A 24,842-nucleotide genomic window follows, 5' to 3' on the forward strand; every position below is an offset into this window, starting at 1 on the left:
CCCCGGTCACCCTGGGGTTCGAACCGCCCGCGGGCTCGGAGTAGACGATATCCACGAGCGTCTCCCCGTGGTACACCAGGGAAGTGAGCGAGGCCAGCGAACACTGCCGCTGCCGCGGATCGTGCCACAGCCGCTGTCCCTGCAGGAACCGGCGCAACGTCCAGACCGGCAGCTGATGCGAGACCAGCACCGCCTCCCGACCGACCGCCTCGACCCGCGCCTTGTTCACCGCGGCCAGCATGCGGTGCGCGATCTGCAGATACGGTTCGCCCCACGACGGGGTGAACGGGTCGCGCAGCTTCCACCAGTGCCGCGGTTTGCGCAGCGCCCCGTCCCCGACCGACACCCGCAGACCCTCGAAGGTATTGCCCGCTTCGATCAGGTTCTCGTCGGTGCGCACCGACAGACCGTGTCGGGCGGCGATGGGTTCCGCGGTTTCCTGGGCGCGCTGCAGCGGCGAGGCGATGACCACGGCGATATCGTGGTCGGCCAATACCCGAGCGACGGCCCCGGCCTGAGCGCGCCCGGCGACCGACAGACCGAATCCCGGCAACCGGCCGTACAGGATTCCGCGGGGATTGTGTACCTCGCCGTGCCGGAGGACGTGCACGATCGTCTCGACGGCCTCCGGGTCGGTGCTGTCACCGACCGCCGCCCGTACCGGGTCGGCGGAGACCTCGGCGGCGGTACCCGCGGCGATCGGACCGGGGTGGCCGGTATCGCCGGATTCGATGTCGGTGGACAGGGCGGGTTCGCGCTCGGAATCGGACTGGCTCACGCGCGGGTTCCTTCGGGTGTCGCGCTCGCGGCCGCTCGAGCGGCGGCGGGCAGGGCTGCGGCGATACGGTCGAATGCGTCTTCGTCGAGCGCCGCGGACACGAACCATGCCTCGAACGCGCTCGGCGGCGCGTACACCCCACCGTCGAGCAGCGCGTGGAAAAAGGCCGGATAACGCCAGGTCTGACTCGCCTTGACGGAGGCGTAGTCGTGAACCGGGGTATCGGCGAAGAACACGCTCACCATATTGCCTGCGAACTGGACCCGGTGCGGCACCCCCGCGTCGGTGAGCGCCTCGGTGAGCAGAATGCCGAGCCGTTCGCTGTGCCGGTCCAGTGCCGTGTACACCGCGTCGTCGGCGGCCCGCAGCGTGGCCAATCCGGCCGCCACGGCCACCGGGTTACCCGACAGGGTGCCCGCCTGGTAGACGGGGCCGAGCGGAGCCAGACGATCCATCACCTCGGCGCGGCCGCCGAACGCCGCCGCGGGGAGACCGCCGCTCATCACCTTTCCGAAGGTGAACAGGTCGGCATGCACCGATTCCAGGCCGTACCAGCCCGAACGGCTCACCCGGAAACCGGTCATGACCTCGTCCATGATGAGCAGGGCACCGTGTTCGGTGGTGAGCCTGCGCAGACCGGTATTGAATCCGGGCAGCGGCGCGACCGCGCCCATATTGCCCGCCGCGGCCTCGGTGATCACGGCGGCGATCTCCCCCGGATACGCGGCGAACGCGGCGGCCACGGCGTCGAGATCGTTATAGGGCAGCACGATGGTGTCGGCCGCCTGGGCGCCGGTGACCCCGGGCGAGGTCGGCAGACCGAAGGTGGCGACCCCGGAGCCGGCCTCGGCGAGCAGCGCATCCACATGCCCGTGGTAGCAGCCGGCGAACTTGATGATCTTGGCGCGTCCGGTGTGGCCGCGGGCGAGCCGGACGGCGCTCATGGTGGCCTCGGTTCCGGAGTTCACCAGCCGTACCTTCTCCACCGGCGCGACCCGTTCGACGATGAGTTCGGCCAGCTCCACCTCCGCTGCGGTCGGGGCACCGAACGACAGCCCGTCCACCGCGACCCGCCGCACCGCCTCGATCACTTCCGGATGAGCGTGCCCCAGGATCATGGGACCCCAGGAACACACGAGATCGACATACTCGTTGCCGTCGGCATCGGTGAGGACGCAACCCCGGGCCGAGTTGATGAAACGTGGGGTACCGCCCACCGAACCGAAGGCCCGAACCGGGGAATTCACCCCGCCGGGGACAACTGATTCGGCTCGTCGGAAGAGCTGATCGGAAACCGGCACCTTTACCTCGGCCGCGCGCGGAGAAGAACTCACGGCCTCCAGTTTGGCAGCCTGGCTCCGCGACGTCGACGACAGGGTGTAGTGCGAGTGACACGCGTCGCGGTCCATTGTCCGCGGACGCCGAGGAACGCGGCCCGTACCGTCCGCCCGGCGTCTAGGTGTATCGACAGGGCGCCGCCGCCCAGACGGTACGCAGCCGGCACATGAGGTCGTTGTGGACCGCCGCCGACCCGGTCTCGGGCAGCAGCCCCGGTGCGGCCGTTGTCGGCTCCGGGCACGGCACGGCGAGCGGCCCCGGTGCGGCGGTCGCGAAGCCGGCGCCGCACCCGAGCACGGCGGCCATGGCCGTCATCGCGGCGCAGCATCCGAAGGACACGGCCGGATATCGCACCGCCGACAGACCGCGCCCGGCCGCGACGAAGGCGCGGATGCCCCTAGACATTCGGCATACCCCCGCTACCGCGTACCGGCCGTACCGCTCGGATGAGCGTGTCGAGCGCGAACAGGGCGGCACCCGTCGCCAGTGCCACCGCTGCGAACAGCCAGGGACCCGCGTACCGGGCGGCGGCGAAAGCCGGGATATCGCCCCGGACCGGGAACTCGGTGACCTGCACACCCCGACTCCAACACAGCACCGCGCCGACGCCGCAGAGTACCGCGACCGCGAACTCGAGGGCCGTCACGACAGCGGATCTGTTCACCGGTCTTCTCCTCGCTCTTCGATCGGTTTCTCCGAGGTGTCGACAGTCGATGCCTCGACCAGCGTGGTGAGCGCGGCACGGAGGTCGCGATGGTCCCTGGCCCAGGTCCGCACGAGCGCCCCGTCGGTCCGGCGCAGCCCGATACCGGTGCGCCGACGGGGCACCCCGGACAGTTCGCCGAGCACCCGCGCGTCCTCCCACGATCCCTCGCCGGGCCGCAATTCCGCCGTCGGGGGCAGAACCGCCGCGATCGAACTCACCGGCAGCGTTTCGGTGCCGTTGCGCAGGGTCGTCTCGGTGAGTTCGACGCCGACATGGGTGCGAGCCGCGATCACCTGCACCACGACGAAACCCGCGATGAGCACCGCGCAGAAGGCCAGGGCGAACCAGTGCGGCCTACCGCCGGTCGCGAGTTCCAGCAACAGAATGAGCAGGCACAGCATGGGACCGTAACAAACGGTGCGCCAACGACCACCCGGCTCATAGAAGAGCACCCTCTCGACGACCACAGTCCCGCTTCCCCCGCGAGCACGACTCACGCATACCCTCCGATTCCCCGCAGTCGAACTCTCCAGCGACGACCACATCTGTGCCACCGGAACACGAGACCTGGAAGCCGCGAACATGGCGCGCCGAAGGCGCGGCCATACTACTGTCAGCCGATCAGACCTGGAATCAACAGCACCGCCACGGTGAGGAGTCCGAACAGGATCAGCAGGCTCAATACGAGCAGATCCCGCCGAATGCTCTGTGGCTGCTGGATCACCACTCGCATTGCTGCCTCCGATCCCCGGACCCGGACCACTGTCCCTACGGACAGACGACCGACCACCGGCTGCGCGTCTCCTGTGACAGCCCTCACTGTACATCCAGGAATATCCGAAACAAACTTCGCGTTCGGTATCGGGGATACCCATCAGCGGCGGGCTTGGAACCAGTTCGCCGCATCTTTGCGGTGACACAGGTAGATCGCCCCGCCCGCCAAGACGGCCTGAACGATCGACGCGGCGCCCGCGACCAGCGACGCGAGCCCGCCGATCGCCTCGATGGCGAGCAGCGTGCCAATGCCCGTGAGCACCAGCCACACCCCGGCGAAGGTCAGCACCGTCCGGGCCCACATCCGTCCCTTGCCGAGTTGGTGCACGATCAGGACACCGAGCGCAGCGAACCCCAGGCCGAACACCCCGGCCAGGACGAACGCCATGGTCACCAGCAGATCGACACCCGCCGGAGTGAACTGCGCGTCGGTCGTACGCAGCTGCTCCACCATATCCGCGACGAATTCCTCCCGCCGCCCCACCGCGTCCGCGAGCGACGCGATCAACTGAACCACTCCGAGACCTATAACCCCCCACCACAATTGGCGCGCGGTGGCGACATCCGCCGGCATACTCACGACAGCCAGCGCGCAGCCTCGGCGGCCCAGTAGGTGAGCACGATGTCCGCGCCCGCCCGGCGGATACCCACCAGTGATTCGAGGATCGCGGCGCGGCGGTCGATCCACCCGTGCTCGGCGGCGGCGGTGATCATCGCGTACTCACCGGAGATCTGATAGGCCGCGACCGGGACGGTGGAGCGATCCGCGACGTCGCGCAGAATGTCCAGATAGGACATGGCCGGTTTGACCATCACGATATCGGCGCCTTCGGCCAGATCCAGCTCCAGTTCCCGGATGGATTCCCGGCGGTTCGCGGCATCCTGCTGATAGGTGCGCCGGTCGCCCTGCAGCGATGAGGCCACCGCTTCCCGGAACGGACCGTAGAAGGCGGAAGCGTACTTGGCGGCATAGGCGAGGATGCCGGTGTCGATCCATCCGGCAGCGTCCAGGCCCTCCCGGATCGCGCCCACCTGGCCGTCCATCATGCCGCTGGTACCGAGCAGGTCCGCCCCGGCCTCGGCCTGCGCCACCGCCATCTCCACATACCGCGCCACCGTGGCGTCGTTGTCCACCGCGCCCGCGGCGTCCAGCACCCCGCAGTGGCCGTGGTCGGTGAACTCGTCCAGACACGTATCGGCCATGACGACCGTCGCCTCGCCGACCTCGGCGGACAGAGCGCGTAACCCGCGGTTGAGAATGCCGTCCGGATCGGACGCCCGGCGGCCGAGCGGATCCTTGTCCTCGGGCCGGGGTACGCCGAACAGCATGAGCCCTCCGATACCGGCGCCGACCGCCTCGGCCGCGGCCCTGCGCAGCGAATCCATCGAATGCTGGTAGACGCCGGGCATCGACCCGATCTCGCGCGGTTCGGCCAAACCATCGGCGACGAACATCGGCAACACCAGGTGCCGCGGCTCCAGGCCGGTCTCGGCGACCAGCCGCCGCAGCGCCGGGGTGCGCCGCAGCCGCCGCGGCCGTTCGATTCCCGTCATCATGGCTGTATCTTATGGCTGTGTTGTTTGGCCCGCGCATTCGCGCGGGCGGGTTCGCGGCCTCCAGGTCTCGTGTTTCGGCGCCCGAGACTCGTGTTTCGGCGCATGCGCTTCGGGCGCCGAAACACGAGACGACCCCATACGGGGCCGCGACGGCGCGGCCCCGTGTGGGGTCGGTTTCTGTACGGACCTTGCGTTGCGGTGTGAAGGGGCGGGGCCGCGAGGGCGTTCGGCGGCGTAGGGATATGGTCGGCCTTCTCCGCCTTGGGTATGGTCCGCTCGACCTGCTGGTGGAGGGGGCTCCATGGTGTGGGCGTTGGTTGGCAGTGGTCGTGCGGGCGGGGGCAGGCCGTAGCCGTCGAGCGGAGGGTTCGACGGCTACGGGTCCCACATCTTTCCCGGCGATGAATCTGCGCCTGGCCACTCCGTCGAGCGGAGGGTACGACAGCGCGGACGGCGGGCAGGTTGTGACCGGTGCTCGCGAGCGGTCGATAGAGCACGCCTGCGTGGGTAGGGCTCGGCAGGGCGACGCTTACCGACTGCGGCGGCTCTTCTTCCGCGGCGGGGGCAGCAGGCCCTCGGCGCGGAGTCGGGCCGCGTGCTCGGCCAGGGCTTCCACCAGCGGGCCGACCTGGGCGACCTCGGGCTGCACATCCACCCGCAATCCGAACTCGACCGCGGTTTCGGCTGTTTTGGGGCCGATACAGGCGACGATCGTGCGCGCGTGCGGTTTGCCCGCGATACCGACCAGGTTCCGGACCGTCGACGAGGAAGTGAACAGCACCGCGTCGAAACCGCCGGTCTTGATCATTTCGCGGGTCTCGGCGGGCGGCGGCGAGGCGCGCACGGTGCGGTAGGCGGTGACATCATCGATTTCCCAGCCGCGGTCGCGCAGACCCTCGGCCAGGGTTTCGGTGGCGATATCCGCGCGCGGCAGCAGCACCCGGTTCACCGGATCGAACACGTCGTCGTAGGGCGGGAAATCGGCGAGCAGCCCCAGCGAGGATTGTTCCCCGCTGGGCAGCAGTTCGGGCTTGATGCCGAACGAGCGCACCTTGTCGGCGGTGGCCTCGCCGACGCAGGCGATCTTCACTCCGGAAAACGCCCGAGCGTCCAGACCGAACTCGGCGAACTTCTCCCATACCGCGCGGACGGCGTTGGTGGAGGTGAACACCACCCACTGGTAACGACCGTCCACCAGGCCCTTGACCGCGCGCTCCATCTGGGCGGGGCTACGCGGCGGCTCCACCGCGATGGTGGGCACTTCCTTCGGGATCGCGCCGTGCATGACCAGCCGCTCGCTCATCTCCGCGGCCTGGTCCTTGGTGCGTGGCACCAGCACCGTCCAACCGTAGAGGGCGCGCGATTCCCACCACGACATCTTCGACCGCTGCGATACCGCCTTGCCGATGGTCACCACCAAGGGGCCGACCAGTTCGGACGCGGCACTGTTCAGAGTGGCCAGCGTGGCTTCGATGGTGCGCTGCTGGCGGGTGGTACCGCGGATGGTCACCGCCACCGGGGTCTGCGGGGCCATTCCGTGTTCGACCAGTGCGCTCGCCGTTTCGGCCAGATGCCCGGAGGTGGCGTGCAGTACCAGCGGGCCGGGCGCGGCGGCCAGCGCGGCCCAGTCGACCTCACCGCGCACATCGGCCTCGGTATGGCCGGAGCCGAGGGCGATACCGGCGTAGGCCGGCACCGCGGAACCGGCGGGCAGCCCCGGCAGCACCTCGAAGACGATATGCGAGCGGGTGACAGCGGTGACCTCGGCGATCACCGCATCGGTGGTGAGCGGGTCACCGGAGACCACACGCACCACATCGTGTCCGGCCTTGGCCTCCGCGATCAGCGTTTTGGCCACCTCGGCCGGCTCGCCCAGCGCGGGGCGCACGTCCACCAGAGGCTCCCCCTCGGGTCCCGGCTCCACCGCCGTCCCGATCAGGGCTAGTACGCCGGCATCCACATCGGGATCGGTGAACGCGAGCGTGGCCCGGCCGAGCACCTCACGTGACCGGAGGGTCAGCAGGGCCGGATCGCCAGGGCCCGACCCGACGAAAAGGATCCGCCCCGGATGCTTCTTGCTGGCTCGACTCATCGGTTGTTCTCCATGGGACTGGGTTCGGTGAAGTCCGTGGCGGTGTTCTCCCCCGCCGGGAGGGTGCCGGCCTCCGCCGGTTCGAGTGCGGTCGCGAGCAGTTCGCGAGCACCTAGATCCAATAGTTCACGGGCCAGTGCACGACCGAGCTCGGCCGCGTCGGCGGGTGTGCCGACCACCGAGGCCCGCAGCACATCGGAACCGTCGACGGCGACGGCACAGCCGCGCAGCGACAGCTCCTCGACGATCCGCCCCTCGTCGTCGAGCGATTCGACGACCTCGGCGATCGCCCCGACGGGCGCGGTGCACCCCGCCTGCAGTTCGGCGAGCAAGGCCCGCTCGGCCTCGACCGCCGCACGGGTGGCCGCGTCGTCCAGACCGGCCAGCACCGCAATCAGCTCGCTGTCGTCGGCCCGGCACTCCACGGCGAGCGCTCCCTGCGCCGGAGCGGACAGCATCTGTACCGGCTCCAGCGCCTCGGTGACCGCGTCCAGCCGGCCGATCCGGGCCAAACCGGCCCTGGCCACCACGACGGCGTCCATTTCGCCCTCGCCGACCTTGCGCAGTCGGGTGTCGAGGTTCCCGCGCAGCGGAACCACCTCCAGGCCCAGGCCGAGGGCCCGCAGCTGCGCGGCCCGCCGCGGCGACGACGTTCCCACGACGGCGCCGGGCGGCAGTTCGCCCAGTACCAGCCCGTCCCGGGCGACGAGCGCGTCACGCGGATCCTCCCGGGACGGGATGGCGGCGATGGTGAAACGGGGATCGGGGGCGGTCGGCAGGTCCTTGTACGAATGGACCGCGATATCGATCTCTCCGGCGGCGAGTTTGTCCCGCAACGCGGTGGTGAACACCCCGACGCCGATGTCCTGGACCGGTCCGCCGACCAGGTCGCCCGCGGTTTTGACCAACACCAGCTCAGCAGATTGGCCGGCCGCGATCAACGCATCGCGTACGGTGCCCGCTTGGGTGCGCGCGAGCAGGCTGGCCCGGGTACCGATACGCCACGGCCCGCGGCCGAATGGTGTCGTCGGCGCGGCGTCCATCACATCGCCTTCGCCCTGCACGATGGTCATACCGACTGCTCCTGTCCATCGTTGCCATGACCGGGGGTGAAATCATCGGCGAGAGCGACCCCGCCGTCCAGGCCCGGCCGGCCGACCCCGCCGTGCTCGGCACCGCGCGGACTGATCTCCATGGGCGCCGCCACCGCCTGCACCGCGCCCGGCTTGAGCTCGAACAGCTCTCGCAGCGCCTCGGCGTAGCTGTCACCACCGGGAGTGGTGGCCAGTTGTTTGACCCGGACCGTCGGGGCGTGCAGCAGCTTGTCCACCACCCGACGCACCGTGCGCGCTACCTCGTCGCGTTCCGGATCGGGCAGGCTCGGCAGCCGGGAGTCCAACCGCAACAGTTCGGCCTCGACCACTTCGGCGGCGCGCTGGCGCAGTGCGGCGACGGTCGGGGTGACCTCGGCCATCCGCTGTCCGGCGAGATACTTCGCGAGCTCATCGGCGACAATGGCCCGGGCCGCGGCGGTATCGCCGGCGGCTGCACCGGCGGCCGGGTCCCGCTGCAGGGTTTCGATATCGATCACGCTCACCCCCGGCAACCCGGCGACCGCGTGCTCGACGTCGCGGGGAAGCCCCAGATCGCAGAAGACCAATGGTCCCTGCCCGGATCGTTCACGGTCGGTCAGCGCGCGGTGGGTGTCGGCCAGCGTCACCACCGCGCCGACCGCGCCGGTACAGGTGACCACCACATCGGCCGCCGCCATGGCCTCGGTGAGCCGCGACAGCTCGCAGGCCTGCGCCGACACCCCGTGCGACTCCGCGGTGGCGGCCAGCCGCCGAGCCCGTTCCGGGGTGCGGTTGGCCACGATGATCCGGCCGATACCGGCCCGCGACAGATGCGCCACGGCCAGCCCTCCCATGGCCCCCGCGCCGACCACGGCCGCGGTCCGTCCGACCAACGACCCGAGCACCGCGGTGGCACGGTCCAGCGCGACCGATACCACCGACGCACCCGCCCGGTCGATCCCGGTCTCCGAGTGCACCCGTTTGCCGACCCGCAGCGCGTGCTGCGACAGTTCGTGCAGGGTGCGGCCGACCGCCTGCTGGGCGTCGGCGCCGGCGTACGCGCTGCGGATCTGGCTGAGCACCTGCTGCTCGCCGACCACCATCGAATCCAGACCGCTGGCCACCGCGAACAGATGTTCGGCGGCGGCCTCGCTGTAGCGGACATAGGCGTGGCGGGTGAGTTCGGGCAGCGGCAGTCCGGAATGCTTGGTCAGCAGCTCACCGACCTCGGCCAGACCGCCGTGGAAGGCGTCGACCACGGCATAGACTTCCACCCGGTTGCAGGTGGACACGATCATCGCCTCGGAGATATGGCTGGACGCGAGCATGCGGTCGATCAGCTTGGGGCGGTCGGTATCGGTGACCGCCACCTTCTCCAGCACCGACACGGGGGCGCTGCGATGAGATATGCCGACGAGAAGAACGCTCATGGTGTGCACACCGATCCCTTGCTGGTTGGCTCCGTTGCCGAATGCGAGGTCAACTGGGCGGACGGCGCCGCACAGGGGGTATGTCCGGCGGGCCCTGGTGTTGGATGCGCGGGCACCCGGCGGGCGATGCGGCCGGAACCGGTCAGCGGATGCGCCGCGGCGGCATCACCCCGGTCGGTCGCGCGTTCCGGTACAACACCCTCCGCGGTCGCATTGTTCGCACGTGAGGGGGAGTTTTTCGCCACACCGTCCCGGCTCGGCACCGCCCCGCGCGGATTTCGCCCGGCGCTGTGGGTCCCGGCCCCGGCTTCGTCCGGTTCGGCCGCCAGGTGCTCGGGGTCGGCGTTGCGCACCCGCTCGAACGACAGCATCTGCATCTCCACCGCGAGATCCACCCGCCGGATCTCCACATTCGACGGGGCCACCAGCGCCCGGGGAGCGAAGCTGAGAATGGACTGCATCCCGGCGGTCACCAATTCGTCACACACCCGTTGGGCCGCGTCGTCGGGCACCGCGATCACCGCGATCGTCGGACGCAGGGACCCGACCGCCGCGGCCAACTCGGCGACGTCGCGAACCCGCAGTCCGGAGATCTCCTGGCCGATCACGGCCGGATCGTTGTCGAGCAATCCCACCACGGTGAACCCGCGCCGCCGGAACCCGCGATAGCCGACCAGCGCCCGCCCCAGGTTCCCGGCACCGATCAGCACCACCCGGTGTCCGTCGGACAGCCCGAGAACGTCCTCGATCCGGGCACGCAGCCGGGCCACGTCGTAGCCGACACCGCGTACCCCGTTGGGTCCGAGGAAGGAGAGATCCTTGCGAAGCTTGGCGGAATTGACACCCGCTGCGACAGCGAGTTCTTCACTCGATACGATGGCCACACCGTCGTCGCTCAGAGCGGCGAGGACCCGAAGATAGGTGGCCAACCGGCCCACCGTGGCCTGGGGGATATTCCGCGAACTGCCGCCTTCGGGGCCGACGCTCGGCTGCAGAGCCCTGCGGGAGACGCCACTCGGCGTCTCATGCTGCTCTGTCACGTCCTCGGCTCCTCATCCGGCCCGACCAGGGCTGGGATCGTCGGCGACCTCCGCCGCGAGCGCACTGCGGTGGCGGGGTCGGGTATCGGGTTGATTCACCGCGAACCGGCGGTCTGGGTATCGCCCGGCCCGCGGGTCGCGTGCCACCACCGTAACCGCTTGTGAAGCCCTGCACAAAGTCGGTGAAATTGGCCTCATTTTCGCTCAGCGGCTCAGGTCGGTGCGCAATCGCGCCTCGTCGACATCGAAATAGCTGTGTTCCCGACCATCGAGCAGTACCACCGGCAGCCGGTCGCCGTACTCCGCGCGCAGCGCCGGATCGGTAGCGGCGGCCACATCCACGTCCACAGTGTTCACCGTCACTCCGAATTCGGAGCAGATCACACGCAGCTGTTCCAGTGCTCGATCGCACATACCGCAGCCGGCTCGGGTCAGCAGGGTTACCTCGTGCACTGTCGGATTGGTACCGGTCCGATTGGTCATAGCGCTATTAAAACGCTCGGAGACCCGGGGGTGGGCGTGCCATCCGTACCTGACCGGCACCGAATCCGGTTAGTGTGGACGTGGTTCGCGCGAATGGGCGGAGGTACTGGTGCCGGAACGATCAAAGGCGGTAAAGACCGGATTCATCGCGGGCCGGTTCGGTGAGTTTCCGGTGCGCTGGAATCTGGGGCCGCTCGGTCAGGGGCTGACCGAGCAGCTGGCGCGTATCTCGCGCAGTCCCTTCGGGCCGAGCGAGGAAGAGGTCCGAGCCAATCTCGCCGGCGAGGCCAGCGCCGATGCCGCGCTGGCGCTGCAGGACGCCGAACGCGCCGGCGGTATGGGACCGGAGCGACCGGAGGTGCCGCGGGACCTGACCGCGGCGGCATTCTTCGACGTGGACAACACCATGGTGCAGGGCGCGTCGATCGTGCATTTCGCCCGCGGCCTGGCCGCCCGCAATTATTTCAAAACCTCGGATCTGGTGGATATCGCGTGGAAACAGGTGAAGTTCCGCGTCACCGGCAAAGAAAACAGCACCGATATGGCGTCGGGCAAGGAGAAGGCCCTGGCCTTCATCGCGGGCCGCTCCACCGCCGAACTCGCCGCCCTCGGCGAGGAGATCTACGACGAGATCATCGCGGACAAGATCTGGCCGGGCACGCGCGCGCTCGCACAAATGCATCTCGATGCCGGCCAGCAGGTGTGGCTGGTCACCGCCACTCCGGTAGAGCTGGCGCAGGTGATCGCCAAACGACTCGGTCTGACCGGCGCCCTGGGCACGGTGGCCGAAAGCGTGGACGGGAAATTCACCGGCCGGCTGGTCGGCGATATCCTGCACGGCCTCGGCAAGGCCCATGCGGTCCGCGCCCTGGCCATCCGCGAGGGGTTGAACCTGAAACGCTGCACCGCCTACTCGGACAGCCATAACGACGTGCCGATGCTCTCACTGACCGGCACCGCCGTCGCCATCAACCCGGATTCGGACCTTCGCGAGGTCGCCAAGGCCCGCGGCTGGGAAATCCGCGATTTCCGCACCGGCCGCAAAGCGGCGAAGATCGGCGTGCCCACGGCGCTGGCCCTGGGCGCCGCGGGGGGCGCGGTCGCGGCGGCAGTCACCCGCCGCCGCGAGAAAAGCCTCTGATCGGCACAGCGATGCCGCGTAGGTCTCTCAGCCGGTGAAGACGTTGCGGCGCCTGGTGAGAAGTTTGTAGAGCGTCTGCTGGATGGTTTCCCGCACCTGGTCGGTGACCTCGAACATCGTCATCGGATCGTCGGCGTCCTCGACCTCGAAATGGCCGGTGGTGATCGGGGTGCCGAATTCGATGTACCACTTCGACGGCAGCGGGATCGCGCCGAGCGGTCCGAGATGCGGGAACAGCGGTGTCACCGGGAAATAGGGCAGTCCGAGCAGCCGGGCCAGCGGCTTGATATCGGCCAGTTTGGGATAGATCTCCTCGGACCCGACGATCGAGCACGGGATGATCGGCACCCCGGTACGCACCGCGGCGGCGACGAATCCGCCGCGGCCGAAACGCTGGAGTTTGTACCGGTCGGTGTACTTCTTGCCGACGCCCTTGAATCCCTCCGGGAACACCCCGGTCAGTTCGCCGGAGCGCAGCAGGCGTTCGGCATCGGGGCGGCAGGCCAGGGTATGTCCGGCCTTACGGGCCAGCGCACCGAGCACCGGCAGTTCGAAAACCAGATCGGCGGCGAGCAGGCGCAGCGCGCGCTGTTTGGGATGGTGGTCGTGGACGGCCAATTGCAGCATCAGCCCGTCCAACGGGACCGTGCCCGCGTGGTTGGCCACGATCAGTGCCCCGCCGGATTCCGGGACATTGTCCATTCCGCTGACCTGCACGCGGAACCAGTGTTCGGCGAGTGGGCGCAGCGCGGGCAGCAGCGCCGATTCGAGCAGATGCTCGTCGAATCCGAATTCGTCCACCTGGTAGTCGCCGGTGAGGCGTCGGCGGGTGAATTCGGCCGTCTTGGAGATCTGCTTCCCGAGTGCGCCGCGCATCAGATCCGATAGTGAATGCGGCTCCGCCGGCTCCTTGGGCAGACGCTCGGTCAGCGAGGTGACCGGCTTGGCGGACCGCCCCTGCCAGTCGCGCGCCGGAGGACGGGGCCGCGGCGCGGAGGTGAGATCGTGCAGTTTGATGACCTTGGCTGAATGGCTCATGAATGTGCTCCCGTACCGGCCCCGAGCAGGCCGAGCAGTTTCTGTTCTGCGGCATCGATCCATGCGGGATCGATGACGGGTCGCAACGCTGCGCCCCCTATGAGGTCGTCGAACGCCTGGACCGATGTCCAGCGCGGCGCGAAATCGAGCTCGACGCGCATACGCGTGGTGTCCAGACCACAACCGAAATGAAAGTAGTCGAGCTGTTCGGCACTGAAGTCACGCATCACCGGACCCATCAGTGTTCGCCCTACGGTGCGGAACATCGCCCACGGTACCGGCAATGGCACCCGGCCGGACCGACGTACCGCCTGCGAGAGCGCGAGCGCACCGTCACCAGCAATATTGTAAGTGCCGCCCGGGCCGTGGAAAACCGCGTGTACCAAGGCGGCGACGGCATCCTCCTCGTGCAGGAACTGCAGCCGCGCGTCCCGGCCCAGGACAGTGGGTGTCAGCGGGGAACGGAGATACTCGGCGGCCCGGCCGGCCAGCCCCGGTCCCACCACCGGGGCCAACCGCAGCGTCAGGGTGGCGATATCGGGGCGGCGACGCGCCAGACCGCGCAGATAGCCCTCGATTTCGATCATGTCCCGGGCGAACCAGCCGCGAGGCGGCACACGGGCGCTCATTTCCTCGGTGAATTTCACCGGGTCCCGGGCGCTTCCCCCGTATACCGCCGAACTGGAGCGCAAAACCACCCGGCGCATGGTGGGCGTTTTCTGGCAGGCCGCGAACAGTTGCATCGCGCCGAGGACATTCATATCCTTCATTGCTGCCCGACCGCCGCCGGACCGGGGCTGCGACAGTATCGCGGTATGGACCACGGTATCCACGTCGTATCGCCCTATCACCTTGCGGATCAAAGGATTACGAATATCGGCGCGTACGAATTCGGCGCGGCCCATTTTACGTCGCAGCTCGGGGCTCGGCGAAACCACATCGACCGCCACGATCCGTTCGATATCGGATCGCTGGGCGAGTCGACACACCACATTGCCGCCGAAGAACCGACTCGCGCCGGTCACCATCACGACATCGGGCGTGTATATGGGGTTGTCTTCACCGTTCACCTGCACCGAACCGTCCCACCTCGAGCATCGAACCCCCGCTCACTAGTCCGTTACCAGAGTAGTCATCACGTGCACCGCCGCAGAGGGCATTAACCAGGTTCTAACGCCGACTTCAGCGGCTGGAAATACAACGAAAAACCCGCCACCAGATGGTAGCGGGTTCTCCGGCTCATCGGGCCTACTTGCCGAGTTTGCGCCGCTGGACGCGGGTACGACGAAGCAGCTTGCGATGCTTCTTCTTCGACATACGCTTACGGCGTTTCTTGATCACAGAACCCATAGGGCGTTCCTCGCGTTCTCTCTACTGTGTCGAATTGGCGGCTTCGCTACCCCTTCGCGGTTACGCGTTGCTACCGACTCAGGGGCCGACGCTCAGCCACCACGCGCACGCGCTCGCGTACGCCAACGGTCCGGCTGCTCGGCAGGCCTCATTCTCGGTGTTCACCGCCGCACGACACGCACAACCCGGGCTGCGCGATGGATAGGCGCGCGAACACGAAACCGAAGATCTATCGTACCGGCCTGCCGAGCCGGGTCGGAAATCGGATCATCCTGCGTCGAAGTAGGACGTTTCGAGATATTCGTGGACCGCCTTGGCGTGTACCCGGAACGATCTGCCGACGCGGACCGCCGGCAGTTCTCCCGAGTGCACCAGCCGGTACACCGTCATCTTGGACACCCGCATCAGATTCGCCACTTCGGCGACGGTGAGAAATTGCGTACCACCGCCGAGTATCGGTTGCCCTTGCGACGAACCACCGCTGCTGTTCGCAGACATCTTGTTCGAAGACATCATCGCACCACTGACCTCCGGCACGTCCGCGCCGCCGGCTTCCCCACCAGCGGAACAGACACGCACGTGCTCACTGAAGCTTAGCGGGACCAGTGGGGTTACTGCGACGGGAGTGAGAAAACCGGTTCATACGCTGGGCACCGGTCGGTCACTCGGCGGACGCGCCCTGTTCCACGGAACGCTGTTTGGCCGCATGCAGCGCCTCCATGAAGGCCGAGCGGATGCCGGCGCGCTCGAGTTCCCGCACGGCCGCCGCGGTGGTTCCCGCCGGGGAGGTGACCGCCGCCCGTAGGTCCACCGCGGTCTGACCCGATTCCTCCAGCATGGCCGCCGAGCCGAGCATGGTCTGCACGACCAGACGGGATGCGGTGTCGCGGCTCAGTCCCAGACCGACCGCGGCTTCCACCATCGCCTCCACCACGAGGAAGAAATAGGCCGGTCCCGAACCGGACACCGCGGTCACCGCGTCCATCTGTGTCTCGGACACCACCGCGACCTCGCCGACCGCCTCCAGCATCTCGGTGACCAGTTTCATTTGCTCACCGGTGGCGTATCGGCCCGCGGCCGCCACACTCATTCCCTGTCCCACCAGCATCGGGGTATTGGACATCACCCGGACCACCGGGAATCCCGCGGGGAGTTTGGCCTCCAGCCGGGCCGTGGGCACACCGGCCGCCAGCGATACCAGGACCTGATCCCGGTCTCCGCCCAGTTCGGATTTCGCGAGATCGGTGAGCACCCCCTCGACGTCGAGCGGTTTGACCGCGATCACCAGCAGGTCGGCTCCCACCGCCGCGTCGTCCACCGCACCGGTCACCCGCACCCCGAACCGATTCGCGATCAGTTCGGCCCGGTCCGTGTGTGTCTCCACCACGACCAGGTTCTTCACCGCGTATCCGGCCTCGAGCAGCCCCGCGACCAGCGCCTCGCCGATCCGACCGCCACCGATCACCGCAATTCTCGTCATGGGGACCAAGGCTAGTCGGGTGGCGGTCGAATGCCGGCCCCGGAGGCGGAACCCCGGGTAGCCGCTCAGCTCGAGGGGAGAAAGGCGAGCTGGCGACTCTGCGCGACCAGGGCCCCGGTGGAGTCGAGAACGATCTGGTCACAGTCGAACATCCGGCCGCCGATCTCGTGTGCGGTCGCGATGACCCGCAGCCATCCGGGGGCGGGCCGGCGCCGCAGATAGGTGGTCATCTGCACGGTGGGCGCCCATCCGAAATGCCCGAGGTTCATCGGCACCGGCGGACTTATATCGGCGACCATCATGGCCAGATAGGCCGCGATATCTGGGGCGGCCTGGTCGCCGGCTCGGGGACGCACCCACATCCGCATCCGCGGCACACCCTGCTCCGCATCGATGAACGGGGCCCATTCCCGGTCCAGATACAACTCCATCCCGCGGGCGACGTGCACGATCCGGCCCATGGACGACCCCGGTTCGTAGCCGATGGCGTCGGGGCCGGGCTCGACCGGCAGATCGGTATGTTCGGGGGCGTACTGCGGCGGGGCCTGCGCGTCGTCGAGCCGGCCGAAGGTGAAGGCGGTGCGCACCAGGGAGCGGTCCCGCTGGATCAGCTCCACATCGGCGAGGCAGATCTGCCGGCCCACCTTGCGGATGTTCACCTCGAAGTCGACCTCGCCGGGTTCCGGGGCGCCGAGGAAGTCGGCGCTGGCGGCAATCGGTCCCATATCCGCGCGGTCCGGTTCGACGGTGCGCAGCCATCTGGTGGCGGCGGCGGCCGAGGTGGCGACCATGGTGCCACCGTGCACCTTGGAGCCGATGGTCCAGATATCGTCGATGAAACCGCGGTAGCGTCCGACACCCGGCTCGGCCGCGGCCAGTTCGGTCAATGTGCACACCCGGCCGAACGGCGCGTCAGGGCTCACCACATCGATATCGGGGCTCAGCTCCGTCGTCATCGGCACTCCTGTTTCGTCGGACCGCTCTCCGTTACCGGGGGTTCGTACGCCTTCCAATCTTGGTACAGGCCGGCTTCCGTGTCTCGTATGGGCCCCGTGTCCTCCATCACGAACGCGTTATCCGGCGGTATCATGTTCCGGCTCGGGCACTTTCGGTTCACTCGACAGCGATACCGGGGCGGGCCCGGGGTCCAGATGGGTTCGGGCGAAGGTCAGGGTTCGCCGCAGCATATCCGCTCGATCAACGGCGGTACGCGCGTTCTGAGTATTGATCTCGGCGACCACATGACCGGTGAAACCGGTCCGGGCCAGCGCCGCGCACACCTCGGCGCACGGCTGGGTGCCCTCCCCGGGCACCAGATGTTCGTCGTGCGCGGCCCCGCGCCCATCGGCCAGGTGCAGGTGAACCAGGCCCGAACCCATCCGCGCAGCCAATGCCGAGGCGTCCATTCCAGCGGTCGCCGTATGCGACAGATCCAATGTGTAGTGCCGGAACCCGGTATCGGTCGGGTCGTAGGACGGGCTGAACGCGGTGACGGCGAGACCGGGACCGCCGCGACGTTCCATACGCCGCATCGCCCCCTTCCGGCGACCGAACAGCGTATCGGCCCGCATGGGAAACATATTCTCCACCGCCACCGACACGGAACTGTCGCGCTCCAATTCGGCCACCTGCGCGGCGAAACCCTCGGCATAGCGCCGCTGCCAGCGAAACGGCGGATGCACCACCACGGTATCGGCGCCGAGTGCCTCGGCGGCGCGTACGCTGCGCGCCAGCTTGGACACCGGGTCCGCGCCCCAAACCCGCTGCGAGATCAGCAGGCACGGCGCATGCAACGCGAGCACCGGCATCCCGTACTTGTCCGCGTAACCCCGCACGGCGTCGATATTCTGGCTGGCGGGTTCGGCCCACACCATCAATTCGATGCCGTCGTAACCGATTTCGGCGGCATAGCGAAAAGCCGCCTCGGTGTTCTGCGGATAGACCGAGGCGGTGGACAGACCGACTTTTATGCGCCGCGATGCCACCGTATTCGTACCGTCACCCGGCGAGAAATTCGCCACCATCGCTCCCTCACTCAGCCCGTACTGAGCAGAAAGGCCAGCGGTCCCAGCGTCACGAAAACGCCGACGAACACCGCGATGACGGTGCTGAGAATATCGTCGGTGCCACGCAGGATACGCACCAGCGCCACCAGACCGAGAATCACCACCATCGCCAGTGCGAGCGCCACCCACGGCAGCATCTCCCACATCTGCTCGAAGCCCTTGAACAACAACATGCCCGCGATCGCCGCCCCCAGGCTCTGGCCGCCGAGCACCAACCACTGTCGGCGCGTGTCATCGGAGGCGACCTGCCGGGATTCCGATCGGTTCGTGAGTTTGGACCGAGTGACGGCGAACCTGTCATTCCACGACGACATCGCCTGTGATACCCGCCCGAATCGCCCCGTCCCGGTGTCCTCGAACGAATCCAGGTCGAACTCACCGGAGTCGTCATCGTGGATTCGGCGCCGGCCAGGCCGGCCGAGTACCTCGGTCGCGTAGGTATCGGGATATCCGGACTCGGCGAAATCCGCGTCGAGGAGATCGGGGTCTTCGTCCACTACGGCCGGAACGGGGCCGCCGCCCCGCCCACGCGGACCCCGGCCCGGCCCGATCCGGCCGGCCTGTTCGCGCAGCAGTTCGCCCGCGACCGTATCACCGGCGATGAGCTGCTGGCCGTGGTCCTCCATCGACCACGCGGCGGTGGGTTCACTCTCGAACCGTCCGGACGGTTCGTCGACCGGCGCATCGAGACGGCCGTCATGCGCCGGCCAGTGGGGTGGTTCGCTGTCCAGAGGCGGGGGAGTGTCCGCGCGTCGACGCCGTGGCAGTGCCGGACGCGGATCGCTCTCGGGGCCGAAACCGGGGGTCCACGGTTCATCGGCCCCGTCCGGATCGGACCCGTACGCCGGGGGCGGCGGGTCCACCGGCCCCGGTTCCGGACCGAAACCGCTGTCATCCTGGGCGGCTTCGGCCGCCTCCGCGGCGCGCCTGCGGGCCGCACGACCCCCGCCGGGCGGTTCGGGCGGACCGGTTTCCCACGGCACGGGTGCCTCGGCGGCGCCTTCCCACCCGTCCGCGTCGAATTCGGTGGCCCCGTATTCGTCGAGGTCGTCGTCGGGGTCGGCACGCCGACGACGTCGCCCTCCCGGACGGGAACCGTCATCCGCCGACCCGTACGACTCGATCCCGAAGTATTCCGGGGTGAAGGCCTGTGGGACGCTGTCGAATTCGCCATCCCGGTACCGGGAGCGCCGCGACCTCGTGGACGGTTCCCCGGACTGTTCGGTGGAATCCGATGGATACGGTGCAAGCGGGTCGTACCGGGCGATCGGGCCGGACATAGGTGACATTCCCGAGTCCGGCAGGTCGTACAGGCCCGTGGGCCCCCTATTGCCGTCCGTTCCGGGCGCGGCATGGGAGCCGCGCGCGGAGTCCGTCCCCGGCGTGCCGTAACCGGACGAGACCTCCCCGCCGATACCGGTGGCGCCGTACCCGCCGGCGGCATCGGCGTCGTGGTCGGAGTCCGTCCGATGCGACGACGAGGCGTCGTCGTCGTTGTCGGGCGCCGAATGCGCCGAACGCCGGCCACCCCCGGACCGGATATCGCCGGCCAGATCGGCCACCGAGATGCCGCGTCCGGCACGGCGCCGCCGACCACCCCCGGACGCCGCGCCCGACTGTCCATTGCGCGCGAGTAGTTCCGCGACGGACAGCTGTTGGGATTCCTCACTCATGACGGCACCGTTTCGATCGGGCCCTGCGACACGCCATCGCCGGGTATCAGCTCGCTGCCCTCGGCGGCCGATCCCGGTGCGCTCGCCATCGGCAGTCCACCGTCCATATCCATATCCAGTTTGCGCAGAATCAGCCCTTCGCGCAGCGCCCAGGGACAAATCTCCAGGCTATCCAGTGACAGCGCTCGCATACCCGCCTCCGCAACCAGGGCTCCGGCCACCAGTTGCTGTGACCGGTCGGCGCTGACGCCTTCCAATTCCGCGCGGTCCGCCGCCGTCATCCGGGAGATGAAGGCGATGAGCTGGCGCAGCCCCGAAATGGTCAGTGTACGGCGCACCCGGGGTCCGGCGCCCGACGGCGCGGCACCGGTGAGCCGGGCCAGCGACCGGAAGGTCTTCGAGGTTCCGACGGCCAGGTCGGGTTTTCCGGCAGCGGACAGCTGCTTGGCGGGTTCGCCCAGTTCCGCGTTGAGCCAGTCGCGCAGTATGGCGATCCGCCGTTTACTCGGCGGATCCTCGGGCAGCCATTTGCGGGTCAACCGACCCGCGCCCAGTTGCAGGGACAGCGCCACATCGGGTTCCTCGTCCCCGCCGTTGCTCATCTCCAGCGAACCGCCGCCGATATCCAGATTGAGGATGCGTCCCGCGCTCCAGCCGTACCAGCGACGTACCGCCAGGAAGGTGAGCCGGGCCTCGTCCACCCCGGACAACACCCGCAGGTCCACACCGGTTTCGGCCCGTACCCGAGTGAGCACCTCGTCGGAGTTGTTCGCCTCACGCACCGCCGAGGTGGCGAACGGCATGAGCTCGACACAGTCCGAGGTCTTGGCGAGCGCGGCCAGATCGGCCACGGTATCGATCAGTCGGCGGGCTCCTTCGGCGGTTATCCGCCCCTCGTCGTCCATGTTCTCCGACAGCCGCAGCGTCGCCTTCGTGGAGCTCATCGGCATCGGGTGACCACCTCGGTGCGCGTCCACCACCAGCAGGTGAACGGTATTGCTGCCGACATCGAGTACCCCTAGACGCACATGAACACGGTACTGGGTGAACCTGAACCACTGCCCGGGCGGCCGAAGTGCTAGCGTCAAGGGTTGTGACCAGCGAACGTAGCGCGCAAGCCTCCGCGTTCGGGTGGAAGTTGGCGCATCCGGCCACCTTCGGACACGCTGCACTTGTCGCCGCCGGGCGGGCGGAGACGCTGAACGCCTGGGGAGGCCAGGTAAAACCATTGTCCGCTATGGCACCGGCCGGTGAGGCAGGAACCCATCGAGGTGCCACGTGAGCGGCACGGCAGAAACCCCTGGCCTTCGGACCGGAGAGGATGTCGAGTCAGGCGCAACCGCGAGCGGCGACCGGACCAGTGCCTCCTCCGGTGACCGGACCGGCAGGGATCCCGTCCGGTCGCCGGCTCGGGCCCCCAAGATGCGGCCCTCGCAGGAGGTGCCGCTGGACTTCCCGCGTGAATGGCTCGAGTTCCTCGATCCGGCCGATGACGAACACCTGATCGTCGCCGACCTGACCTGGTTGACCTCCCGCTGGACGTGTGTTTTCGGCACGCCCGCCTGCCAGGGCATCCTCGCCGACCAACCGAACGCCGGCTGCTGCACCCACGGCGCGTTCCTCACCGACTCCGACGACCGCAAACGGCTGCGGGAAGCGGTGAAAATGCTCACCCCCGACGACTGGCAGCTGATGGAGCAGGCCCGGAACGAGAAGGGCAAGATCGGCCGCAAGGGCTATCTCGAAAGGGACGAGCTGCCCACCGGACCGGCCGAGCGGACCCGCCGGGTGGATAACGCCTGTATCTTCCTGAACCGACCGGGTTTCCCGGGCGGCGTGGGCTGCGCCCTGCACATCATGGCCCAGCGCCTCGGTGTCCCACCGCATACCGTCAAACCGGATGTGTGCTGGCAGCTGCCGATCCGCCGCGTCCAGGAGTGGGTGACCCGACCCGACGGGGTGGATATCCTGCGCACCACCATCACCGAATTCGATCGTCGCGCATGGGGGCCGGGCGGCGTCGATCTCGACTGGTACTGCACCGGCTCACCCGACGCGCATATCGGTAACCGCCCGGTCTGGCAGGCCTACGGCCCCGAACTGACCGAACTGATCGGCGAACCCGCCTATCGAGAACTCGTCCGGCAGTTGCAGCGGCGCAAGGGCCTCGACATCATCGCGGTGCATCCGGCCACGGTACGGGCACAGCGCAAGGAGGCAGCGCGCGAAGCGGGTAGTAAACGGGCCCGGCCGGTGAAGATCATCGGGCTCGAGCCGCGCTAGCGGCCGGATGGTGCCCGTGCGCCCCTGGACACCGGCCCCCGCACCCGATCGATACGACCAGGCCCTGCGACGCCGTATCGATGCCAACCCGTAACGTAGTGGTATGACCCGCGTCGCGTCGATCATGGCCGCAGCCGTATTGACCACGGCCGGCGCCACCCTGTCCATGCTTCCTACGGCAGCCGCCGACCCGGAGGCGTCCGCCGACCCCACCCGGTTCTCCGACCGCACCGCCGAGTTCGTCCCCGCCGACAGCCCGGACGCTGTCGACGCCCGGTCCACCGGCCGGAAGCTGATCGTGAGCCCACACGGCACCGATCGGAAGATCGTCTGCCGCGGCAACGGCACCACGGTCCCTCTCTACGACTGCATGCAGGAGGACCTGTTGGGGTGGACGATCCTGCACCGAACCGAGACCCCGCTCGGCGAGGTCTGGCTCCACCTGCCCTGACCTGCCCGGGCCGAGCAGGCCGTATCTCTCCTGCCATATCGGTGGGGCACGAGCGAGCGCTGACCGCTCATGCCTCCAGCTTGTAGCCCAGGCCCCGGACGGTCACCAGATGCTCCGGACGCGCCGGGTCGGCCTCGATCTTCGAGCGCAGCCGCTTGACGTGCACATCGAGTGTCTTGGTGTCGCCGACATAGTCCGCGCCCCACACCCGGTCGATCAACTGACCCCGGGTGAGGACCCGACCGGAATTACGGAGCAGGTATTCCAGGAGGTCGAATTCCTTCAGCGGCAGGGTCACCGGCTTGCCGTTGACCTGCACGGTGTGGCGATCCACATCCATGCGCACCGGACCGGCCTCCAGGACGCCGTTCTCGCCGCCGCTGTCGAGGTCGTCGCTCGCGCCGCGACGCAGTACCGCCCGGATCCGGGCGATGAGTTCCCGCGCGGAGTACGGCTTGGTGACATAGTCGTCCGCGCCGAGTTCCAGGCCGACCACCTTGTCGATCTCACTGTCGCGGGCGGTGACCATGATCACCGGTACCCCGCTGCGAGTACGCAGCTGTTTGCAGACATCGGTACCGCTCATTCCGGGCAACATCAGATCCAACAGCACGATATCGGCACCGGACCGGTCGAACTCGGCGAGCGCGGAAGGCCCGTCCCCCACCACCGTGACCTCGAAACCCTCCTTGCGCAGCAGGAACGCGAGCGGATCGGCCAGCGATTCCTCGTCCTCGACGATCAATACACTCGTCATCTGCGAGCCTCCACACCATTCGTTCGGCCCGGTCCCGAGGGGCGCGGGCTGTTTTCTCTCTTGATCGGCGCGGGCCGCTCCGCCAAGGACTTCGCGGGCCCGTCGACGGCAGCGTCGGATTCCAAGTGGGCGGGTATGCGCAAGGTGAACGTCGAGCCGGTACCCAACTTGCTCCACAGGGTGATCTCACCGTTGTGGTTGGCCGCCACATGTTTCACGATAGCCAGCCCGAGACCGGTGCCACCCGTGGCGCGCGAGCGGGCCTTGTCCGAGCGGAAGAAGCGCTCGAACACCCGCTCCTGATCTTCCTTGGCGATACCGATACCGCGGTCGGTGACGGCCATCGCCACATAATTCCCGCGCATGGAGCGGCTCACCGAGACATGCGAGCCCCGTGGTGAATAGTTGATGGCGTTCTCCACCAGGTTCGACAGCGCGGTGATCAGCAAGGTTTCGTCGCCGAGCACCTCGAGCCCGCTGGGCTTGTCGGTGCTGACGGTGATCCCGGCGGCCTCGGCGGCGGTACGAGAGCGATCGACGGCCTGCGCGACGACAGTATCGACATCGACGACTTCGAGTTCCGGCAGTTTCTCCGCCCCCTGGAGCCGTGACAGCGCGATCAGCTCGGTGACCATCTTGCCGAGGCGGCTCGATTCCGCCAGCACCCGCTCACCGAAGTGGCGAACGGCCTGGGGATCGTCGGCCGATTCCAATAGTGCCTCGGCCAGCAGGCTCATCGCGCCGACCGGAGTTTTGAGCTCATGGCTCACATTGGCCACGAAATCGCGCCGGGTGGCCTCCATTCGGGCCTGTTCGGAATCGTCGTCGGCGAACAGGACCGTGAAGCTGGTCTCCTCCGGCGACAGCGGACGGGCGACACCGCGCACCGCGATCCGGCCGCGACCGGGGGTGGGATTCTTGGCGGTGAGATCGAACTCCGCGGACTCCCCGGTGACCAGTACTTTCTCCACCGCGGCCCAGGCGCGCTCGTCGAGCAGCCGGTTGCGGACCAGGCCGAGTTCCTCGGCCCGCGGATTGACCAGCACCACGTCACGGTATTCGTCGACGACGGCGATTCCGCTCTCGGAGGCGAGCACGATCAGGTCGAGCACCTGCGACATGGTCAACCCGGAATTGGCCTGCCTGCGCGCGGCCTGCCGGGCGTTCACATAAGGGATGACCAGCCCACCGACAGCCAGTCCGACAACAGCCGCCAGGACTGCCAGCAGTACGGCCTGGGGAACGCTCACATCAAGAATCGTACGGTTGCCACCGGACAAACCAACTCCGGGTTGGTGATGTTTCGCGCAGGTCACAGGCGATTTCAATGGC

The 24,842-nt window shown here is 68.2% G+C and carries 27 protein-coding genes; 4 read left to right on the plus strand and 23 right to left on the minus strand.

All coding sequences use genetic code 11. The features are described from left to right. From ON20_RS23130 to ON20_RS23185, 12 genes are all read right to left on the minus strand, one after another. Nucleotides 1-613 (minus strand): histidine phosphatase family protein (locus ON20_RS23130; RefSeq protein WP_169332373.1); only part of this gene is annotated, 613 nt, incomplete at its 3' end. A 161-nt stretch (nt 614-774) separates the two neighbouring features. Then, nucleotides 775-2,112: a glutamate-1-semialdehyde 2,1-aminomutase gene (gene hemL, locus ON20_RS23135; protein ID WP_040838872.1), complete on the minus strand. Its 1,338-nt coding sequence runs from the start codon at nt 2,110-2,112 to the stop codon at nt 775-777. Nucleotides 2,113-2,233: 121 nt separating this feature from the next. Continuing rightward, entirely contained in the window at nt 2,234-2,521 is a 288-nt protein-coding gene (locus ON20_RS23140) for a hypothetical protein (RefSeq protein ID WP_157228961.1), read from the minus strand. After that, nucleotides 2,514-2,780, minus strand: a complete 267-nt coding sequence (locus tag ON20_RS23145; protein WP_040838563.1) for a hypothetical protein — start codon at nt 2,778-2,780, stop codon at nt 2,514-2,516. The genes ON20_RS23140 and ON20_RS23145 overlap by 8 nt, the downstream gene beginning before the upstream one ends. After that, nucleotides 2,777-3,289, minus strand: a complete 513-nt coding sequence (mce1N, locus tag ON20_RS23150; RefSeq protein ID WP_040838564.1) for a transport-regulating membrane protein Mce1N — start codon at nt 3,287-3,289, stop codon at nt 2,777-2,779. Before mce1N ends, ON20_RS23145 begins: the two co-directional genes overlap by 4 nt. Nucleotides 3,290-3,696: 407 nt before the next feature. Then, entirely contained in the window at nt 3,697-4,170 is a 474-nt protein-coding gene (locus ON20_RS23155) for a hypothetical protein (RefSeq protein WP_040838565.1), read from the minus strand. A gap of 2 nt (nt 4,171-4,172) precedes the next feature. Further along, nucleotides 4,173-5,150, minus strand: coding sequence for a porphobilinogen synthase (hemB, locus tag ON20_RS23160; protein WP_040838874.1), 978 nt, complete (start codon nt 5,148-5,150; stop codon nt 4,173-4,175). Nucleotides 5,151-5,682: 532 nt separating this feature from the next. Beyond that, the gene (locus ON20_RS23165) at nt 5,683-7,245 is read right to left on the minus strand and encodes a bifunctional uroporphyrinogen-III C-methyltransferase/uroporphyrinogen-III synthase (RefSeq protein WP_040838567.1); all 1,563 of its coding nucleotides are present in this window, start codon (nt 7,243-7,245) and stop codon (nt 5,683-5,685) included. Beyond that, a complete protein-coding gene (gene hemC, locus ON20_RS23170) occupies nt 7,242-8,288 on the minus strand; it encodes a hydroxymethylbilane synthase (protein WP_040838875.1) in 1,047 nt (348 codons plus the stop codon). The genes ON20_RS23165 and hemC overlap by 4 nt, the downstream gene beginning before the upstream one ends. 26 nt (nt 8,289-8,314) lie before the next feature. Beyond that, nucleotides 8,315-9,748, minus strand: a complete 1,434-nt coding sequence (locus ON20_RS23175; RefSeq protein WP_040838569.1) for a glutamyl-tRNA reductase — start codon at nt 9,746-9,748, stop codon at nt 8,315-8,317. Then, nucleotides 9,745-10,788 (minus strand): redox-sensing transcriptional repressor Rex, encoded by a 1,044-nt coding sequence (locus tag ON20_RS23180; RefSeq protein WP_040838570.1) that lies wholly within the window; start codon nt 10,786-10,788, stop codon nt 9,745-9,747. Before ON20_RS23180 ends, ON20_RS23175 begins: the two co-directional genes overlap by 4 nt. Nucleotides 10,789-10,992: 204 nt before the next feature. Beyond that, on the minus strand, nt 10,993-11,241 hold the full coding sequence (locus ON20_RS23185; RefSeq protein WP_174361929.1) for a glutaredoxin family protein: 249 nt from the start codon (nt 11,239-11,241) through the stop codon (nt 10,993-10,995). A gap of 202 nt (nt 11,242-11,443) precedes the next feature. On the opposite strand from ON20_RS23185, the gene ON20_RS23190 reads away from it, so the two are divergent. Then, on the plus strand, nt 11,444-12,412 hold the full coding sequence (locus ON20_RS23190) for an HAD family hydrolase (protein WP_040838877.1): 969 nt from the start codon (nt 11,444-11,446) through the stop codon (nt 12,410-12,412). A gap of 27 nt (nt 12,413-12,439) precedes the next feature. On the opposite strand, the gene ON20_RS23195 is transcribed toward ON20_RS23190, so the two are convergent. The 9 genes from ON20_RS23195 to ON20_RS23230 all read right to left on the minus strand — a co-directional run bounded on the left by ON20_RS23195 (nt 12,440) and on the right by ON20_RS23230 (nt 21,047). Further along, a complete protein-coding gene (locus ON20_RS23195; RefSeq protein ID WP_040838572.1) occupies nt 12,440-13,450 on the minus strand; it encodes a lysophospholipid acyltransferase family protein in 1,011 nt (336 codons plus the stop codon). Next, on the minus strand, nt 13,447-14,478 hold the full coding sequence (locus tag ON20_RS23200) for an NAD-dependent epimerase/dehydratase family protein (RefSeq protein ID WP_051163211.1): 1,032 nt from the start codon (nt 14,476-14,478) through the stop codon (nt 13,447-13,449). The genes ON20_RS23195 and ON20_RS23200 overlap by 4 nt, the downstream gene beginning before the upstream one ends. 220 nt (nt 14,479-14,698) lie before the next feature. Beyond that, a complete protein-coding gene (locus tag ON20_RS34745) occupies nt 14,699-14,800 on the minus strand; it encodes a 30S ribosomal protein bS22 (protein WP_003402602.1) in 102 nt (33 codons plus the stop codon). A gap of 267 nt (nt 14,801-15,067) precedes the next feature. Then, a complete protein-coding gene (locus ON20_RS23205; RefSeq protein WP_086009055.1) occupies nt 15,068-15,298 on the minus strand; it encodes a helix-turn-helix domain-containing protein in 231 nt (76 codons plus the stop codon). 163 nt (nt 15,299-15,461) lie between these two features. Beyond that, nucleotides 15,462-16,280 (minus strand): pyrroline-5-carboxylate reductase, encoded by an 819-nt coding sequence (gene proC / locus ON20_RS23210; protein ID WP_040838575.1) that lies wholly within the window; start codon nt 16,278-16,280, stop codon nt 15,462-15,464. Between the two features lie 65 nt (nt 16,281-16,345). After that, nucleotides 16,346-17,236: a thioesterase family protein gene (locus ON20_RS23215; protein WP_083865158.1), complete on the minus strand. Its 891-nt coding sequence runs from the start codon at nt 17,234-17,236 to the stop codon at nt 16,346-16,348. Nucleotides 17,237-17,353: 117 nt separating this feature from the next. Continuing rightward, nucleotides 17,354-18,304 carry a sugar phosphate isomerase/epimerase family protein gene (locus ON20_RS23220; protein ID WP_051163146.1) on the minus strand — a complete coding sequence of 317 codons (951 nt, stop codon included), beginning with the start codon at nt 18,302-18,304 and terminating at the stop codon, nt 17,354-17,356. A gap of 11 nt (nt 18,305-18,315) precedes the next feature. After that, nucleotides 18,316-20,019, minus strand: a complete 1,704-nt coding sequence (locus ON20_RS37665) for an Rv0497 family membrane protein (RefSeq protein ID WP_040838577.1) — start codon at nt 20,017-20,019, stop codon at nt 18,316-18,318. Beyond that, entirely contained in the window at nt 20,016-21,047 is a 1,032-nt protein-coding gene (locus ON20_RS23230; RefSeq protein WP_051163148.1) for a Ppx/GppA family phosphatase, read from the minus strand. The genes ON20_RS37665 and ON20_RS23230 overlap by 4 nt, the downstream gene beginning before the upstream one ends. A 65-nt stretch (nt 21,048-21,112) precedes the next feature. On the opposite strand from ON20_RS23230, the gene ON20_RS38050 reads away from it, so the two are divergent. The 3 genes from ON20_RS38050 to ON20_RS23240 all read left to right on the plus strand — a co-directional run bounded on the left by ON20_RS38050 (nt 21,113) and on the right by ON20_RS23240 (nt 22,753). Next, nucleotides 21,113-21,301 (plus strand): hypothetical protein, encoded by a 189-nt coding sequence (locus tag ON20_RS38050; protein ID WP_218002595.1) that lies wholly within the window; start codon nt 21,113-21,115, stop codon nt 21,299-21,301. 140 nt (nt 21,302-21,441) lie between these two features. Further along, the gene (locus tag ON20_RS23235; protein WP_051163150.1) at nt 21,442-22,302 is read left to right on the plus strand and encodes a DUF3109 family protein; all 861 of its coding nucleotides are present in this window, start codon (nt 21,442-21,444) and stop codon (nt 22,300-22,302) included. 103 nt (nt 22,303-22,405) lie between these two features. Then, nucleotides 22,406-22,753: a hypothetical protein gene (locus ON20_RS23240; protein ID WP_040838579.1), complete on the plus strand. Its 348-nt coding sequence runs from the start codon at nt 22,406-22,408 to the stop codon at nt 22,751-22,753. A gap of 67 nt (nt 22,754-22,820) precedes the next feature. Here ON20_RS23240 and ON20_RS23245 read toward each other — a convergent pair whose 3' ends face one another. Both ON20_RS23245 and ON20_RS23250 read right to left on the minus strand, forming a co-directional pair. Further along, the gene (locus ON20_RS23245; protein WP_040838581.1) at nt 22,821-23,510 is read right to left on the minus strand and encodes a winged helix-turn-helix domain-containing protein; all 690 of its coding nucleotides are present in this window, start codon (nt 23,508-23,510) and stop codon (nt 22,821-22,823) included. Next, on the minus strand, nt 23,507-24,760 hold the full coding sequence (locus tag ON20_RS23250) for a sensor histidine kinase (protein WP_040838583.1): 1,254 nt from the start codon (nt 24,758-24,760) through the stop codon (nt 23,507-23,509). The genes ON20_RS23245 and ON20_RS23250 overlap by 4 nt, the downstream gene beginning before the upstream one ends. Between the last annotated feature and the right edge of the window lie 82 nt (nt 24,761-24,842).

Source organism: Nocardia brevicatena NBRC 12119 (assembly GCF_000308495.1).
Classification (GTDB): Bacteria; Actinomycetota; Actinomycetes; order Mycobacteriales; family Mycobacteriaceae; genus Nocardia; species Nocardia brevicatena.